Genomic DNA, 17,021 nt, shown 5'->3' on the forward strand with positions numbered 1-17,021 from the left:
CACGGGTGTTCCGGGCAGGCGGAACGCCATTGTCACCCTCCGACAGGGCAGCCGCAATGATGCTGTTCCGGCACCGGAACCGTACCCGTCAGCGACGACACACCTCCCGGAACAGGATGGCCCGACTGGCGTGCGGAACGCACCGCGTTGACGGCAGAGTCCAGTCCGCTGGGGCGGGTCGAGGGCGACTGATGCGAGATGGGCGCGCGCTTGCCGAGCATGGTCGATCGTGTGGCGCGACCTCATCGCGGACACGGCCACCACCGGGCTCAAGTGACACACTCAACCAGCCCGACCGTCGCGGACGCCCTCGGTCGGCCGCGCGGGCTAGGCCGGTGCCTCGACGCCAACACCCTGGCCCGCGTGGGACTCACCCGCCGCTCAACCGAAGCCCCGCCCCGCCCCGCCCCGAACGCGTGCCGCACCAGTTCCCCATCCTTCTTCGGCACCGCGAGGTCGTATGTCCCCGCACCCGTGACGAGTTCGTACCGCTCGAACTTAGGCGCCAGCCTCACTTTCCCGCCCGCCGACTTCAGCCGGAACGGCGCCCGAAGGGTCGCGCTCCGGCCTCCTCGCGCGTCTTTCCAGAGCGGCGGTTCACCGGCGGCGAACCGCAGGTAGCCCTGCCTGAGCCGAGCGACCTGCTTGCCCTTGCCGACCGAGACCTTGACCGTGCCGCCGATACTCTGTGTGAACCCCACGACCCGCAGCGGCTGCCCGCCATCGAAGTCGGCGATGTCCCGAGCGGGCGTACGGCGCCGGATCCACGCCCAGCGCAGCAGCACGTCCAGCATGATCTCGGTGCCGGCGGAACGGCGTTCCGCGCGTGAGCCTGTCACTTCCCTGTCCCCATCCTCTGTACCGCGCCGACGAATTCCCACAGCGGCACGGCCCTCAGTCGTCACGGGTGAAGTCCGGGACACCCGCGACCGAAGCCGGATCGTCGATCGACCACGTTGCAACGCCCTCCGGAGCACGCACCCGGGAAACGCTGATGCCGTGCAGACACACGCCGCACCAGAACAGCACATAGCCGACCCGGCTGCTGTCGTTGACGATGTACCGAACCTCAAGACAGTCCCGACCGCAGACCGGACACGGGCCGCCGGCCACCTCGTCATTGCCCTCGGCGACACGCGCCAACGCCTTCAACCACGCCTCACGATCAGCCATTGGCCGAGCCTCCCGTTGAAATAGTTCCAGAACTGGTGTGGACGCTTCGGCATCGTCGATGTCTCCGGGCAGGGGGTCACCGTTCTCGTCCGTCTCTTCTTGGTTGATCGGTTCAGTGAAGTCCTCGCCGATGCGGACAGCGGCCCGATCCCGGTCCGTGCCCTTGTGGGCAGTGGAGGCCACGATCTCAGCGTCCTGTTCGACCGAGAGTCTTGCGGGACCAGGTGGTCCCCACGCTGCTGATGTGAGCGTCTGTGCCCAAGCAAGGGTTGGATCAGCCGTCGGGGAAGGGCCGCCGCCCGACGAGGTCGCCGTGTGCGTTGCGGGAGGAAAGTTCGGAGAGTGCCGCCTGGTGCAGGTGCTCGGCCAGCGCCGCAATGGCCGTCGGCGAGGCCCGGCCCTTGACGCCCCAGGCCAGCAGATGGTGACGGCGGGCCCAGGGGTCCTGCAGCTCGCACACGTCGAGTGGCTGTTGGAGGTCGATGGCTCGACGCGGCACCACGGCGAGCCCGACGCCGGCGGCAGCGAGAGCGACGAGGACGTTGAGGCTGGCGACGGTGGTGCGGTAACGCACCACCGGAGCGTGCGGTCCGAGGTGCTTCTCGATCCAGCGGCGCAGCGAGGAGTCGGCGTCGAGCCCGACGAGAGGGTGCTCGGCGACCTCGCCGTAGGTCAGGGCGGTCCGGCCGGCGAGGACCCCTCCCGCCTGGCCGACCACGACGAGGGAGTCGTCGCCGAGGGGCTCCAGGTGCAAGCCGCAGTCGCGGGCCTCGTCGTCGAGGACGACTCCCAGGTCCGCCTCGCCGTCGGCGAGCATGCGCACCGTCTGCGGGGTGCGGCTCTCGGACACCGTGACGTCGACGTCCGGGTGTGCGCGGAGGAACGAGACCAGGGCCCGCGGCACGAGCCGATGCATCGCGGAACCGCCCCCCAGCAGGGTCAGTGGAGCGGTCGGTGACCGGGTGTAAGCGGCGACGGCGCTTTCGAGCCGCGCGGTCCGGTCGAGCACGTCGCGTGCATGGCGGGCCAGAGTCGTCCCCGCCGGCGTGAGCCGCACGCCCCGCCGGCCGCGGATCAGCAGCGCCACGCCGGCGTGCCGCTCCAGCGCGCGCACCCTGGCGCTGGCCGAAGGCAGGCTCAGGTGCATCCGGTGAGCACCCGCCGTGATCGACCCCTCCGTCACGATGTGGAGAAAGAGCCGCAGGTCGTCCAAGTCATAGCGCACCGTCTCAGCCTACGGATCAGCCTTAGGCTGGGTGCGTCGATTACGCATTGTGGAGCCACTGGTGACGGGGTGATGCTCGGCGTGTGTCGGAGATATTGCTTGTCCTGCTGGCCGGTGCCGCCGCCGGAGCGCTGAACGCCATCGGCGGTGGAGGTACGTTCGTGGCGCTGCCCGTTCTCGTCGCGTTCGGCCTCTCACCCGTGACGGCGAACGCGTTGTCGCGGGTCGCCCTCGTACCCGGGGCCGTGGCCAGTGCGTGGGTTTACCGACGTGAACTCGCCCCGGTCGGGCCGACATCCACGAAGGCCCTGACAACGGTCAGTGTGGTCGGTGGCGGAGTCGGTGCCGGCCTGTTGCTGGCGCTGCCGGCATCGTCCTTCGACGCCGCGGCGCCGTGGCTGCTCGCCTTCGCCACGGTGATCCTCGCCTTCGGACGCAACCTCTCCAAGGCGTTGAACAGCGCGCTCGGCCGCTCGGTCGGCATGAGTTCCCGCACCGTCCTGATCGGCCAGTTCGTCCTCGCCGTGTACGGCGGATACTTCGGCGGTGCCGTAGGCATCATGATGCTGGCCCTGTGGAGCATCGGCCTCGGCCTCGACGCCGCGGTCAGCAACCCGATGCGGATCGCGCAGCTCGCCGCCATCTATCTCAGCGCGACCGTGCTGTTCCTCATCGCCTCGGACACGCTGAGCGCTCCACTGCTCCTCACCGGCATGCTCGTCGGCGCGGTGGCCGGCGGCTTCGCCGGCGCCCACCTCGCCCGCCGTCTGCCCGCCCGGCTGCTGCGGGGCGTCATTCTGACCACCGCCGTGATCATGACCGTTCTGTATTTCCTGCGCGGCTGACCACGCGGGCAACCGCGGTGATCAGCCCCCGTCGTCGGAGCTGAGGCTGACTGACATGACCGAAAGCGACACCGGAACCACCGCACCGTACACGGATGCTGCGCGCGCGAGACTGGTGATGGCCTACGAGGCATGCGAGGTGGCCGAACGCGCGCGTGCCGCCGTCCCGATCGGCGAACACGAGCTGCAACCCGACGGCACCACCCGTTCGCCGGGCGCCATGCTGGCCGACGCCGCCCGAGTGCTCTCGGCCGCGCAGCGGTTCTTCGAAGCCGCGGCCGTGTTCGAGCGCGTGGGCGGCGCCGACTGGCAGCTCATCGGTGATGTCCTGGAGGTGTCCCCGCACACCGCGCGAGTGCGCTTCGCGATGGCCGAGGCCGGCTTCCGGGAGGGACTGCTCTTCCCAGAAGGGATCGGAGCCGCCGGTGAGGTGACCCGGTTACGCGTCTGCATGGCCAGGGAACCGCTGGAAACGGCCCTCGACCTCGACGACTGGGTGCTACGCCACGAGGACGGCGACAGCGACCTCGGCACCACACCGGTCTCCGGCGGCCTGGTCCGGACGGACCGCCGACGACGGATCGAGAAGCACTCCTGACTCACTGAGAGGAAAGACGTGGACACATCGTCATCTGACACGGCTCGGCTGCTCCGATTGCTCGCCCTGCGCCCCTTGGCCCTCGCCCTCCTCATCGGCATCACGGGCGAAACACTGCTGACGCTGCTCTTCGGCCTCACCGGTCTCGGGCTCCTCCTGGTTTCGGTCAAGGCGACAGGCGGGCCGCCCGTCGGACGGGAAGCGGGACAACGTCATGGACCCACGCGGCGGGAATTACGAGCAGCAGGCACGCCATTTCGCGCCCAGGGCCGTGATGGACGGCGTAGCGCTCACCGAGACGCAGGAGCAACTGGCGCGGGCAGTCCTCGAGGCTGTACTGCTGGCCGGCCTGCCGCCGTACAACATCGAGGCGGCCGCAGACGGGGAGGAGACGGGCGTGGCCCTGGTTCCGGAGGGCCGCCGCGCGCTGCGCCTGGTGTGGCAGCAGGACCCGGCGGCCGCTCGCCACCTGCCCGTAGGGCTGTGCGATGCCCAGCAGGCTGCCATGAACCAGGCACTGCGCACGATCTTGTCCGCCCACCGGTTCTGGATCGCTGACGGCCCGCTGGGCGAGGCTCCCCTCGTCCTCGAGCTCACCCGTCACGACGGCGGGCGAGCCTGAGCGACTGTGATCAGCGCGGTTGTGGCGGGTGGGTGATGATGCCGGCGATCAACAGGACGCGGCCGCTGCTGGGGAGCAGGTGGCTATTGCGCAGCGAACCCGGTGCAGGTGATGAAGCGCTGTGAGCCGTCGCCGACGGACCAGACCACGGTGTATGTGCCCGGTGGGTAGTCAGCGACGGCTCCTGGGAAGTCTCCGGGCCAGGCCGCGGTGGCCGGATTGTCGGAGTACACGGTTGTTCGTGCCAGGCGTGAGGTGCCGTCGGGCATGTAGATGCGGGCCAGGACGGGCATCTCGGTCTGTACGGGTTCGATGTTGCCGTACTTGTTGCGCAGGGTCAGTTCCACTGCGTCTCCGGCCCGGACGTCGCCGGGGGCGAAGTACTGCCAGGCCCCGTCGACTTCTGCTTCTTTCCGGGGCGCGCAGTCCAACTGGTCCGGCAGGTAAGTGAACGGCGGGGGCTGCAACGGTGAGGGGGACGTCGGCGACGGCGTGCGGGTTTCTGCGGAAACGGCCGAGGGCGTAGCGGGGGAGGGCGTCGGCGACGCGGAGTCCCCCTCGCCGTTGCGGGCCGACTCCGCCGCGGGCGGGGCGCTGACGGCCCTTGTTGGGCTGCTGGACGTCGCCGTTTCCCGGCCCTGCGGGGGTGTGGACGCTGATGATGCGGCGATTGCTCCGCCGACGCCGCCCGCAACGGCCGCGACGGCAACGACCACGGCCAGTACCTTTACGCGGCGGTTCCGGGCAGCGGTGGGCCAGGCGGCGCCGTCCTCGGGCGGCAGGTCCCAGTGGGCGCTCACCAGATCGGACACCAGGGTCGCCTGCTCCCGATCGCGCGGAGTGGCGGCCGTGGCCTGCGCGGCGAGCAGCGCTGTACAGGCGTCGCGGAGTTCGGCGGCGGTCGGCCGGGCGTCGGGTTCCTTGGCGAGTGCCTGCACAACCAGCGGCCGCAGTGCCTCGGGTGTGCCCCTCAGGTCCGGCTCGGCGGAGAGAACGCGGAAGGCCACGGCATCGGGGGCGCCGGTGCCGAAGGGGAGGCGGCCGGTGGCGGCGTAGGCGATCAAGGCGCCCCAGGCGAATATGTCCCCTGCGGGGCCCACTTCACCTGTGCGGTAGTGCTCCGGACTGATCCAGCCGGAGGTGCCGGTCATCACCCCGGTGCGGGTCACCGAGGTGCCGTCGAGGAGGTGGGCGATGCCGAAGTCCAGCAGCCGGGGGCCGGCCGGGGCGAGGATGACGTTCTGGGGTTTCACATCCCGGTGGATGATGCCCGCCTCGTGCACCACGGCGAGCGCGGCCGCGGTTCCGGCGGCCAGCGCGTACAGGTGGGCACCGTCCAGGGCGCCGTTCGCGGCGAGATGCTGGTCGAGGGTGGGGCCGGGCACGAACGGAGTGGCCAACCACGGAACGGGGCCGTCGGTGTCGGCATCATGCACAGGCACAAGACAGGGGCCCGCCACCCGCTGGGAGAGTCGCGCCTCCCGGCGGAAACGGGCCCGGAACTCCTCATCTGCCGCCTGCGCGGGGTGGACGACCTTGACCGCTACCTGCAGCCCGGAGGAACCGAGCGCGGCATACACGGAGCCCATGCCGCCCGTCCCGAGCCGCCCGATGACGCGGTAGGGGCCTATACGGCGAGGATCGCCAGGGTGCACCGGCTGGACACGGCTGGACACAAAGGCTCCTCAAACATGATCAGCGGCGCGTATCGGCCGAGCGGGCGCTGCATGCTATCGAGCGATCCCACCCGCACGTCTCGCATGCCGCTGCACCACGCGCTCACCGCGCCGCCTGGCATCCCGGAGCACCCTTCCCGGCCCCGGCAGGCAAGCGCGGCACCGAACTCCTCTACCGCGTCGGCGACGTCAAACGGCGGGCACGCAACCGGCCCCGCGGCGCCCGTCGGCACCACCGACCTCTCGCGCCCTGGACGGACACCGGATTGTCAGTGGAGCCTGAGACGATGGAAGCGGGCAAAACCGCCTTACAGGGACAGCAGTTGACGATGGAGACAACGCGCACCATGAAACTGGCACTGAACAAGGAGTGGGTCCTTGGCGCCCGCATCGGGGGCGGCGGCTTCGGCGCCGTGTTCGAGGCGGCGAACGCCGCGGGCGAGCAGGCGGCAGTGAAGCTCGTACGCAAGGAGCCGGGCAGCGACCGCGAAATGCTGTTCACCGACCTGGATGGTGTCCGCAACGTCGTGCCGATCATCGACAGCGGCGGGCACGAAGACCAGTGGGCGCTGGTGATGCCCCGCGCGGACAAGTCCCTGCGCGACCATCTCCAGGAGCACAGACCCCTGTCCCTGAGCGAGGCCGTCTCCGTACTGTCCGACGTCGCCGAGACGCTGACCGACCTCAACGACCGGGGAGTTGTCCACCGCGACCTGAAGCCAGAGAACATCCTGCTGCTGGGAGGCCGCTGGTGCCTCGCCGACTTCGGCATCGCCCGTTATGCCGAGGCCACCACCGCACAGCAGACCTTCAAGTTCACCGGCACCTTCGCGTACATGGCGCCCGAGCGCTGGAAGGGCGACCGAGCCACGAGCGCAAGCGACATCTACGCCCTGGGCGTCCTTGCGCACGAGCTGCTGGAGGGCACCCCGCCCTTCAGCGGACCGCACGAGCACGACTTCTACGAGCAGCACCTGCACGGAACCCCGCCGCCCCTCACCACTGCTCCTCCCCTTCTGGCAGCGCTGATCGCCGAGTGCCTCTTCCGCGCCATGGAGGGCCGCCCCACGGCCGGCAACGTGTTGGAGAGGCTGCGCCGCCTTCCCGCCTCCTCCCTGTCGGGTGGGCCCGCTGCCCTGGCCGAAGCCAACCGGGCCGAGGCCGCGCGACGCGCCGAAGCCGACCGCCAGGCGTCAGCGGAAGTCACGGAAGCCGAACGCCGACGAGACCTGCTGGAAGCCGCCCGCACGTCGCTCCGCTTCATCTCCGACCAGCTCCTGACGACGATCACGAACATCGCGTCCTCGGCGGACGTCCGTAAGGGGAAAGAGGGAGGCTGGACCGTCCGGCTCTCCGATGCTCAGTTGGCCTTCACCAGCCCGAAGGAAGTCGACCCCAGCGACTGGGACACGGATTCGCGGGCGCCCTTCGACGTGATCGCCTACGCGGCGCTGCAACTGAAGATCCCTCAGAACCGACAGGGCTACGAGGGCCGCAGCCACTCCCTCTGGTATGCCGACGCTCAGACAGCCCAGCAGTACCAGTGGTTCGAGACCGCCTTCATGGCAAGCCCGCTGCGCGGCGTGTCATCCCTGATAGACCCCTTCGCGCTCAACCCACATCACGAGGCTCGTGCGGCGGTCAGCCCCGGCATGGCCATGGACCAGGTGGCCTGGCCCTTCAATCCGCTCACGGTCGGGGACCTGGACGAGTTCATCGACAGGTGGACCGGCTGGTTCGCCGAAGCCGCCACTGGGCAGCTTGGCCACCCGAGCCGAATGCCCGAGCGCGATCCACAAGGGACCTGGAGGAAGTAACGGCATAGGGGCGGCGCGACAATGGCCGCCCCTCATGGGCAAGCAGCCGCCCCCACGCCGGGAATCTGCTTAATCCTGCGACAGATGGGGGCGGTTCAGGCAGCATCGGGCGTCATGGTGGCAGTACAAGAGACGGCTCTGGAGATCCTGGACCGCGCAAGCACCCCGTTCACCTCTTACCAGGCGATGGTCACGGTGCTGGCGGCCGCGGTCGACGACGACGGCCGCACCGAGACGGAGACAGGCCACTTGCACGCGCTGTGCGCGGCGATGCTCTTCTTCCGCCAGCCGGACGGCACGTTCCTGGGCACCTACCAGGGACCCGGGCCCGACCCCTGGCCTCGCCAGGCGGACCAGCTCCCGACCGAGGTCCACGGCCTCTGGTCCGTCTACGCTGACGCGGCCGCCCACCCGATGGTGCGCGCCCGACTGCACCACCTGCTGTGGAGCATCAGGCACGGCGAGCGCCCCTTCCGGCATCTGCAGGCGGCCATCAGTGGCTACCGGCAGGCCGTCCCCGCCCTGCTCGCCGCCGACGGGCCTCTCGCCGTCACCGACCGGTGGCAGGCCGTCGAAGCGCTGCGCGACGCCCACAGCCTGGCAACGGCGACCAACCAGCCGCAGCTTGCGGACATCGTCACCGAGATGGTCCAGCTCGCCGACACAGCGCTCGGCTGGTCCGAGCCCGCACCCGGCGTCGTCCACGCCATGACCGGACGGCTGCTGACAGACAGGAGGAATCACACGCTGCTGCGCCCCCTACTCGAACGCGCCGCCGACCGCTACCGCCACGATCCGCACACCCACATCCATTTCCTCGAGGACCTGCGCCGCACTGAGCCCGACGCGGCCACCCAGAGCCTGATCGATGAGAGGATCACCGCCGCCTACGCCAGCCACGCCGCCCAGTTCGACGGCCTCGCCAAGCTCATGTGGCTTGAGAAGGCTGCCGCCTTCGCCCGTGACCACGGCTTGACCGACGCCCTGGACCAGATCCGCCGCGCCCAGCAAAGACTCACCCCCGTAGACCTGGAGCTGACCCGCGCCGTGACGCCATTCCAGTTGCCGACGCACTTCATCGACGCAGCGCGAGCCGTCATCGACGCCGCCACCGACCTCGACCAGGCGCTGCGGACCATCGCCACCGCCACCCCCGTCCTCGCCGATCCGATCGATGCCGAGCAGCACGGGCTGATCCGCCTCCCGTCAGCGCACCTGAACCTGAACGGGCCGGTGGTGACCATGGTCTCGGACACGGACACCCCCGTCGGGCAGAGCCCCACCGACACCCGCATCCTCTCCCTGGACCTCCACGGACTCCTCGTCGAAGCCCAGTTCGACCAGGTCAACGAGCGCTTCACCCCCACCACCGACCACCTGCACACCCTGCTCACTCACCCCCCGATCGCCCCGGCCACCCGCACGCGGGGACTGGCCCGCGCCCTGCAAGCCTTCTGGGACCGCGACGATGACGTCGCCATCGCCCTGGTCCTGCCACGCATCGAAGGCATGCTGCGCCGCCGCCTCCACGCCGCCGACGTCGCCGTCATTCAGCACGCCCAAGGCGACCGCCCCGGCCAGGTCAGCCAACTCGGCTCCCTCATCACGGACATGGAGAAAGCCGGCTACCCCGAGCCCTGGCCGGCGGTCTTCCGCACGCTGCTCGGAGGACCAGGCGACGGCATGAACCTGCGCAACACCGTCCTCCACGACCTGGTCGACACCCCGCCTCGCCACCGCATCGCCCTGGCCCTGCAGGCCGCGCTCACCGTGCTGTTCCTGCCAATCGCCGACCCGGCCAACCCGGTCGACGCGCCGCCAAAGTGAGCTCAGCGTGGGGCGAAGGAGGCGACAGATAGGTGCCGTCCTCGCTCACACGGACATGGTCGGCAAGCTGGGCGAGGACCTGTTCGGGACGGAGGCCGACCCGGGCCGCGATGGCACGCAGGCGCCAGCTTGTGTCCGCAGGCAGCCAGACCTACGCCCGTGGTTAGTCCTTCGCGTCCCAGCACTCCTTCGCCCACACGGCGTGCCGGTCCAGGGTTCCCTTGCCGCCGCGCGTCCCGCTCCTGCGCCCACGTCGCTCCCTGGGCATCCTGGGCGGGACGGGACCCCTCCGCCTGGTTGTCGAGTACCTACAAGCCATCCGCCAGCACTGAGCCCAGAAGAATGACTCCCGATGGCCACCCCAGCACAATTGCTGCACGCATGGCCGCACATTGGCCGCACTTGATCCTTGACAGCCCATCAGCTAACGCCGTCTTCACCACAAAAGCCCAGCTCAGGGACCATACCCTTGGACATCACTACAGAAGCTGCACCTTAGACCTACGCATTACGATGCGTAGACCGCACGTGTCCGATTAGCCCGGATTCCAAGGTCAACGGAAACAAGAAACCCCAGGCCAGAAGCCTGACCTGGGGTTCACCATGGAGCCGCCTTCGGGATTCGAACCCGAGACCTACGCATTACGAGACCACGGGGGTTCGTGACGGCTGGTTCCGGCTCGTGCCACCCAGTGCTGTTCTGCCTGATCAGAGCACGTACGGACAGTTCTACGGTGACGCCCTGTGTTACCTCGTCCAAAGGCGTCCGGCCGCACACCGGCCGCACACGGCCACACCTATGGTGTGCACTGGCCGCCAGAACGGCGTTGTCACGCTCCTAACAGGATAGTCCCGACGGTGCACCTTCACCGCAAGAACCGCGCCCTGACGGCATCGCTGGTCTCCGCAGTGGCCAAGCTTGCCTTCCGCTGCCGTCGGCAACGGGTGCGCTGTGCGGGCGAAGCCGCCCGCTTCAGGCTCGGCCAGCCAGCGGACGCTTGAGTTTCGCGCATCTACAAGGCAGATCAGGGCAACGATGTTGGCGATTGCCCTGACTGCCCCGATGGAGTGGTGACCGTGAGGGTCGGCGAGCGCCCCGACCATCGGACCGCCGACAGCCATGCCCCGTACGCGACGCCCTACGGACGGCACTGGCCCGGCACGGCCACTACCGGCATGACGAGGAGTACGCCCGCCTTCACGATGCCGTACCTCGCAGTCCGAGTTCGCGGGCGATGAGCATGCGCTGTACTTCGGAGGTGCCTTCGCCGATCTCCAGGATTTTGGCGTCCCGGTAGAACCGTCCCACGGGGGACTCGTTCATGAAGCCGTAGCCGCCGAAAATCTGGGTGGCTTCGCGGGCGTTGGCCATGGCCGCGTCAGTGCTGATCAGTTTGGCGATCGCGGCTTCCTTCTTGAACGGTTCGCCGCACTGCATTTTGGCAGCGGCATGGTAGTAAGCCAGCCGAGCCGCGTGTGTGCGGGCCTCCATGTCGGCAATCTTGAACTGGATGACCTGGTAGGTGCCGATCGTGCGTCCGAATGCCTTACGCCGGTCGACATAGCGCAGGCACTCGTCGATGCAGCCTTGAGCGAGGCCTACCGAGAGCGCGGCGATGGCTATCCGGCCCTCGTCGAGGATGCTGAGGAACTGGGCGTATCCGCGGCCGCGCCGACCGAGCAGGTTGGCTTCGGGAACCCGGCAGTCGGAGAAGGTCAGTTCGCGGGTGTCGGAGGCCGACCAGCCGACTTTGGAGTATTTCTCGGACACCGTGAAACCCGGCGTCCCGGCCGGTACGATGAGGGTGGAGATCTCCTTCTTCCCCTCCTCCCGCTGTCCGGTCACGGCGGTGACGGTGACCAGCCCGGTGATCTCGGTGCCGGAGTTGGTGATGAATGCCTTCGTCCCGTTGACCACCCACTCGCCGCCCTCCAGTCGCGCGGTCGTCCGGGTGGCACCGGCGTCGGAGCCTCCGTCGGGCTCGGTCAGTCCGAATGCCCCGAGCATCTCGCCCCGACACAGCTTCGGCAGCCACTGTCGCTTCTGCTCCTCGGAACCGAACCGGTGGATGGGCATGGCGCCGAGGGAGACACCGGCCTCCAGGGTGATGGCCACCGAGGAGTCGACCCGGGCCAGTTCCTCCAGAGCGAGGCACAGAGCGAAATAGTCGCCACCCATGCCCTCATAAGTCTCCGGAAACGGAAGTCCGAACAATCCCATTCCGGCCATCTGCGCGATGATGTCGTACGGGAACTCGCAGCGTTCGTAGTACTCGCCGATGACCGGGGCCACGGCGTCGTGCGCGAACTGCTCCACAGCCTTACGGAGATCCTCGTACTCAGGTGCCAGTCGATGGTCGATCACGTGAATCAGCTCCTCGGCGAAGTCCCACGACAATCGCGCTGGACAGATGTTGGTTGCGCTATTCCTTCTCGGAGTTCGGCCAGGGAGGACCGGTACTTCGTCACGGAGGCCAGTTTGATCGACTCGTATCCGCGCACGACGTCCGGTAGCTCGGCGATGGTCACCGCCGTCTCGTAGTTCCGCGCGTCGAGCGCCACGGTGAGTTCGGTCAGAACATCGAGATACTCACGCACCAGTTCGCGTTCCAGCCGGCGCATCCCGGCGTAGCCGAAGACGTCGAACGGCGTCCCGCGTACCTTCCGCAGTGATCGCAGGACTAACAGCAGCGGGATCGCGCCACGCCCGAGTGCGAGCTTGCGCCGCATGCCCAGGGCCCGCGCCGCGGGCGGGTGGAGCTGGTACCGCACTCGCGCTCCCCTGCCGAACCTGTCCTGGACCTGCTGGCGCAACGCGGGATCGAGGTGGAGCCTCGCCACCTCGTACTCGTCCTTGTACGCCATGAGCTTGTACAGGTTGCGCACCACCGCTTCGGTGAGCCGACTCTCCCCGCAGAGTTCTCGTTCCGCGGCGTGCACCCGTCGCACCGCGTCGAGGTAGCGCCGGGCGTAGGAGACGCTCTGGTAGCCGATGAGGTCCGCGACTCTGATCTCCAGCACTCGACGCAGATCCCCTGTGATCTCCACCGGGGTCAGGAGATCCGCAGCCGAGCGCGCGGCGTGCTGTGCGCGCGGCAGGTCGTCGGGCACAGCACCGGCCGGGCCGTCGCGCGGCCACCGCGGGTCCAGGACAGCTTTGCGCCCGGCGCGGAAGGCCTGGATGGTGGTGGACACTCCGGCACCGTTCAGCTCGATCGCGCGCTCGATCGCTTCGGCACGCAGCGGCAACAGACCCCTCTGGTACGCCGCACCGACGACGATGAAGTTCGCCGCGGCGCTGTCGCCGAACAGCGCGTCCGACAGTCGCAGGGCGTCGAGGGTGAAGAGGCTTCCTGCCCGGGAGTGCCGGGAGATCCGGTCCAGTAGGGCGCCGGGCCGGGGGTACACCCTGCCGGGGTCGACCACCATGCGGCCGGTGGGCACCTCGCTGGTGGAGACCACGGCCGCCGTCCGCCGGGGATCGCAGCGTGCCAGGTTGGCGGCGTCCGATGCCGCGAGCGCGTCGAAAGCCAGGTACACGTCGGCGGTGCCGGCACTGATGTAGCCGGAGCGCTCCCGCGATTCCCGGGCGAGACGCAGGTGAGAAACGACGGCACCGGCCTTCTGGCTCATGCCCGTCTGGTCGAGGGCGCGGGCGTCCATGCCACTGATCAAGGCCGCGGTGGCCAGGATCTGGTTGGTCGTCACCACTCCTGTGCCACCGATGCCCACCATCACCACGTCGGCCGCCGCGGGTCTGGAGGACGGCTCGGCGAGTTCGCCGAGTTCACCGGCCCGGTCGAGGTCTCGCCCGGCGTGTCGGCCGGGGATGACGGTCAGGAACGACGGACAGTCCCCGAGCAGGCAGGAGAAGTCCTTGTTGCAAGAGCTCTGGTTGATCCGCGTCTTCCGGCCGAACTCGGTGTCGACCGGTTCCACGCTCAGGCAGTTGGACTTCTTTCCGCAGTCCCCGCAGCCCTCGCACACGGCTTCGTTGATCAGCACCCGCTCTGCGGGCTCCGGTGACAGGCCGCGCTTGCGTTTCCTGCGCTCCTCCGCAGCGCACGCCTGGTCGTAGAGCAGGACCGTGACGCCGTCGACGTCGCGCAGTTCGCGCTGCACGGCGTCCAGATCGTCCCGGTGATGCACGGTGACCCCGGGCGCCCACTTCGCCTTGCGCGGGTACTTCCCCGGCTCGTCGGTGACGACGGCGATGCGGCCGACGCCTTCGCCGAACAGCAGCCACGAGAGGGAAACGGGGTCGACCGATCCGTCGGCCGGTTGACCACCCGTCATCGCGACCGCACCGTTGTAGAGCAGTTTGAAGGTGATATGTGTCCCCGCGGCGACAGCCTGGCGGACGGCGAGGCTGCCGGAATGGAAGAACGTGCCGTCGCCGAGGTTCTGGAAGATGTGCTCGGTGTCGGTGAACGGGGCCGCACCCACCCAGTTCGCGCCCTCGCCGCCCATCTGGGTGAAGCCCATGCTCCTGTCCATGAAGGTGGTCATGATGTGACAACCTATGCCGGATCCCGCGAGCGAGCCGTCCGGCACCTCCGTGGACCTGTTGTGCGGACAGCCGGAACAGAAATACGCGGTGCGCTTGACCGGGGTGAGGGTCAGATCCACCGGGCCGTGAGCTGATCGCCGGCGCCGCAGGTCGAGGTGTTCCGCGCCGAGCCTGGTCGCGAGCCATGGCGTCAGGAAGGTGGAGATCCGGTCGGCGTCCAGCGCCGAGTGCACAGGCACCAGCACCTCTCCGGCGGATCCGCGTTTGCCGAAGACTCGAGGATGGTCGGCGAGGTCGTACAGCGCGTCCTTCACCTGTGTCTCGATGAAGGAGCGTTTCTCCTCGATGACCAGCAGCTCGTCCAGGCCCGTGGCGAACTGACGGAGCTGTTCCCGGTCGACGGGGTGCACTAGGCCCAGGCACAGCAGCCGTATGCCGTGCTGTCCCAAGGCCGCCTCGTCGAGTCCCAGTCGATCGAGGGCCTGGCGGAGTTGCTGGTAGGTGTGGCCTGAGGTGACCAGACCGATCCGAGCGGCTCCGGTCGCGCCGTGCACCCGGTCGATGCCATTGGCGGCGGCGAATCGGACCGCCGCCGCGAGCCGGCCGTCGAGCACCTCGCTCTCCAGGGCGATCGCCTCGGAGATCGTCATGCCAGGTCTGACCGCCGGCCGCCACGGCCGGTTCTCCCAGGCGAACTCGGGGGTGACGATATCGATCTGGGAATCGAGGGAAACGGTTTCGTAGGCGTCGGCCACGTTGGTGACTATCGTGAAACCGACCCATGCGCCACTGAATCGGGAAAGCTCGAAACCAAGACGTCCCATGCGCAGAACGTCCGATACATCGGCCGGAGCCAGTACCGGCATATACGACTCCGCCAACGCCATGACCGAATTCGAGGGCAGCGACGATGATTTGCATGCCGGATCGTCACCGGCAGCCACCAGTACACCGCCGCGAGCAGTGGCCCCCATCCAGTTCCCATGTTTGAAGGCATCAGCCGAGCGATCGACTCCCGGGGCTTTCCCATACCACAGGCCGAAGACCCCGTCATGCTTGGCTTCCGGCAGCGTCGAGGCGAGCTGGGAACCCTGGACGACGGTCGCGCCCAGCTCTTCGTTCACACCCGGGATGAAGGTGATGCTGTGTTCTGCGAGCAGCTCGCCGTGACGCTCCAGCACCTGGTCGAATCCCCCGAGGGGAGACCCCCGGTAGCCGGACACGAGACCGGCCGTACGCCATCCCCGCAGCGTGTCGGCTCGTTGCTGTTCCACCAAGAGTTTCGCGAGTGCCTGCACCCCGGTCAGCGCGACCCGGCCGGACGAGCGCCGCAGCACCTCGGCCGGCAGGTATGTGTGATCCAGTCCATCCGAGTCGGCCGCCATGCAGACAGAACCTTTCGATGCGATCGAGCAGCACTTACCAGGTGACCGGCAGTTGATGCAGGCCGTAGATGGACATGTCGGTCCGCCACTTCACCTCTGGTAGCGGAATGGCCAGCCTCAGGTCGGGGAAACGCTCGAACAACCTGCGGTAGCCGATGCGCATCTCGGTCCGGGCCAGTTGCTTCCCGAGACACTTGTGCACACCGTGTCCGAAGGAGACGTGGTGCACCCCGGCACGGGAGATATCCAGTTCGTCCGGGTCGTCGAACCGCTCCGGGTCCCGGTTCGCCGCCAGAAGGGAGGCGACCACCGGGGAACCGACCGGGATGAACTGCCCTCCGAACTCCACGTCCCGGGTGGCCACCCGCAACAGGCCGACGCGGACGATGCTGTTGAACCGCAACAGCTCCTCGACCGCGTTGTCCACCAGGGACGGATCGGCCTTGAGTTTGGCCAACTGCTCCGGATGGTGCAGCAGGCTCAACGTGCCCAGCCCCAGCATGTTCGCTGTGGTCTCGTGCCCGGCGATCAGCAGGAACATGACCATGTTGGTCAGCTCCTCGTCGGTCAGCAGCCGCTCCGCGCCTTCCTGGGCCTGGATCAGCCCGGACAGCAACGCGTCATCCGGGTCGGCCTGCTTCTGGTGTACCAGATCCAGCATGAAGCCACCCAGGCTCGCCAACGCGTCCCGTACGTCCTCCGTCGTGGATTCGAAGCTCACCGCTTTGGCGGTGGCCGCCTGGAATCTCTGCCGTTCGGCATAGTCCACCCCCAGCAGCTCACAGATCACGAGCGAGGGCACCGGCAGGGCGAAGTCGGCTATGAGATCGGCCACCGGCCCTTTCGCCGCCATGATGTCGAGCTGACCGGCCACGATCTGCTCGATCCGCGGTTCCAGGCTTTTCATTCGATTGGCCGTGAACTGCGCTATAAGCTGCTTGCGGTAGAAGCCGTGCTCCGGCGGGTCCACGCCGTTGAACAGCCCGGGCCGCACCAGCGGGTCCTTGACTTCCTCGGGCACTTCACGCAGCGGGTCGAACCGGGTGCGGTTCTTCGAGCTGAAGGTCACCGGATCGGCCAGAACCGCTCTCACATCGGCGTACCGGGTGACCAGCCACCCGGTCTCACCGCCCGGGTAGAGCAGTCTGCTGACCGGGAATTCGGCACGCAGCTCCTGGAGGCGCTGCGCCGGGTGGAACGGATCCTCCGCCACGTACGGCAACGGGGCAGGTGCCGGCAGCCGGTCGTGAGCGACCGGACAGCGGCCGCCCGAGTGATGCGGGGTCTCGTTCATAGTCGTTCCCCCTATCTGGAATTCTTCGTGAATCGACGATTCGGAAAAC

Annotated in this window: 12 protein-coding genes; 5 read left to right on the forward strand and 7 right to left on the reverse strand. The window is 68.3% G+C overall.

All coding sequences use genetic code 11. The annotated features are described in order from the left end of the window. Positions 1 to 269: 269 nt before the first annotated feature. The 3 genes from LUX31_RS19540 to LUX31_RS19550 all read right to left on the reverse strand — a co-directional run bounded on the left by LUX31_RS19540 (position 270) and on the right by LUX31_RS19550 (position 2,398). Positions 270 to 839 carry a hypothetical protein gene (locus tag LUX31_RS19540; RefSeq protein WP_235476069.1) on the reverse strand — a complete coding sequence of 190 codons (570 nt, stop codon included), beginning with the start codon at positions 837 to 839 and terminating at the stop codon, positions 270 to 272. 55 nt (positions 840 to 894) lie between these two features. Then, entirely contained in the window at positions 895 to 1,356 is a 462-nt protein-coding gene (locus tag LUX31_RS19545) for a hypothetical protein (protein ID WP_235476070.1), read from the reverse strand. A 91-nt stretch (positions 1,357 to 1,447) separates the two neighbouring features. Next, a complete protein-coding gene (locus LUX31_RS19550) occupies positions 1,448 to 2,398 on the reverse strand; it encodes a LysR family transcriptional regulator (protein WP_235476071.1) in 951 nt (316 codons plus the stop codon). Positions 2,399 to 2,481: 83 nt separating this feature from the next. On the opposite strand from LUX31_RS19550, the gene LUX31_RS19555 reads away from it, so the two are divergent. The 3 genes from LUX31_RS19555 (at position 2,482) to LUX31_RS19565 (ending at position 4,463) form a co-directional block, all read left to right on the forward strand. Further along, entirely contained in the window at positions 2,482 to 3,243 is a 762-nt protein-coding gene (locus tag LUX31_RS19555) for a sulfite exporter TauE/SafE family protein (protein ID WP_235476072.1), read from the forward strand. A gap of 55 nt (positions 3,244 to 3,298) precedes the next feature. Continuing rightward, positions 3,299 to 3,841, forward strand: a complete 543-nt coding sequence (locus LUX31_RS19560) for a hypothetical protein (protein ID WP_235476073.1) — start codon at positions 3,299 to 3,301, stop codon at positions 3,839 to 3,841. A 214-nt stretch (positions 3,842 to 4,055) separates the two neighbouring features. Next, positions 4,056 to 4,463, forward strand: a complete 408-nt coding sequence (locus LUX31_RS19565) for a hypothetical protein (protein WP_235476074.1) — start codon at positions 4,056 to 4,058, stop codon at positions 4,461 to 4,463. 83 nt (positions 4,464 to 4,546) lie between these two features. On the opposite strand, the gene LUX31_RS19570 is transcribed toward LUX31_RS19565, so the two are convergent. Beyond that, positions 4,547 to 6,139, reverse strand: coding sequence for a protein kinase domain-containing protein (locus LUX31_RS19570; RefSeq protein ID WP_235476075.1), 1,593 nt, complete (start codon positions 6,137 to 6,139; stop codon positions 4,547 to 4,549). A 347-nt stretch (positions 6,140 to 6,486) separates the two neighbouring features. On the opposite strand from LUX31_RS19570, the gene LUX31_RS19575 reads away from it, so the two are divergent. After that, positions 6,487 to 7,956: a serine/threonine protein kinase gene (locus LUX31_RS19575; protein WP_235476076.1), complete on the forward strand. Its 1,470-nt coding sequence runs from the start codon at positions 6,487 to 6,489 to the stop codon at positions 7,954 to 7,956. A 114-nt stretch (positions 7,957 to 8,070) separates the two neighbouring features. Beyond that, positions 8,071 to 9,783 carry a hypothetical protein gene (locus tag LUX31_RS19580; protein ID WP_235476077.1) on the forward strand — a complete coding sequence of 571 codons (1,713 nt, stop codon included), beginning with the start codon at positions 8,071 to 8,073 and terminating at the stop codon, positions 9,781 to 9,783. 1,198 nt (positions 9,784 to 10,981) lie between these two features. Here LUX31_RS19580 and LUX31_RS19585 read toward each other — a convergent pair. Genes LUX31_RS19585 through LUX31_RS19595 form a run of 3 tightly spaced genes read right to left on the reverse strand, consistent with a single transcriptional unit; the run spans position 10,982 to position 16,972 of the window. After that, complete coding sequence (locus tag LUX31_RS19585; protein ID WP_235479982.1) at positions 10,982 to 12,145, reverse strand: acyl-CoA dehydrogenase family protein; 1,164 nt, start codon at positions 12,143 to 12,145, stop codon at positions 10,982 to 10,984. Between the two features lie 8 nt (positions 12,146 to 12,153). Beyond that, on the reverse strand, positions 12,154 to 15,678 hold the full coding sequence (locus LUX31_RS19590) for an indolepyruvate ferredoxin oxidoreductase family protein (protein ID WP_235476078.1): 3,525 nt from the start codon (positions 15,676 to 15,678) through the stop codon (positions 12,154 to 12,156). A 34-nt stretch (positions 15,679 to 15,712) separates the two neighbouring features. Beyond that, a complete protein-coding gene (locus LUX31_RS19595) occupies positions 15,713 to 16,972 on the reverse strand; it encodes a cytochrome P450 (RefSeq protein ID WP_235476079.1) in 1,260 nt (419 codons plus the stop codon). Between the last annotated feature and the right edge of the window lie 49 nt (positions 16,973 to 17,021).

This window comes from Streptomyces sp. GQFP (assembly GCF_021545335.1).
In the GTDB taxonomy this organism is placed as follows: Bacteria; Actinomycetota; Actinomycetes; order Streptomycetales; family Streptomycetaceae; genus Streptomyces.

What these genes read in the sequence shown, in the direction of transcription:
- LUX31_RS19595 (WP_235476079.1), bottom strand. Translation starts at nt 16,972, where the DNA reads ATGAACGAGACCCCGCATCACTCGGGCGGCCGCTGTCCGGTCGCTCAC.
- LUX31_RS19575 (WP_235476076.1), top strand. Translation starts at nt 6,487, where the DNA reads ATGAAACTGGCACTGAACAAGGAGTGGGTCCTTGGCGCCCGCATCGGG.
- LUX31_RS19560 (WP_235476073.1), top strand. Translation starts at nt 3,299, where the DNA reads ATGACCGAAAGCGACACCGGAACCACCGCACCGTACACGGATGCTGCG.
- LUX31_RS19590 (WP_235476078.1), bottom strand. Translation starts at nt 15,678, where the DNA reads ATGGCGGCCGACTCGGATGGACTGGATCACACATACCTGCCGGCCGAG.
- LUX31_RS19580 (WP_235476077.1), top strand. Translation starts at nt 8,071, where the DNA reads ATGGTGGCAGTACAAGAGACGGCTCTGGAGATCCTGGACCGCGCAAGC.
- LUX31_RS19565 (WP_235476074.1), top strand. Translation starts at nt 4,056, where the DNA reads ATGGACCCACGCGGCGGGAATTACGAGCAGCAGGCACGCCATTTCGCG.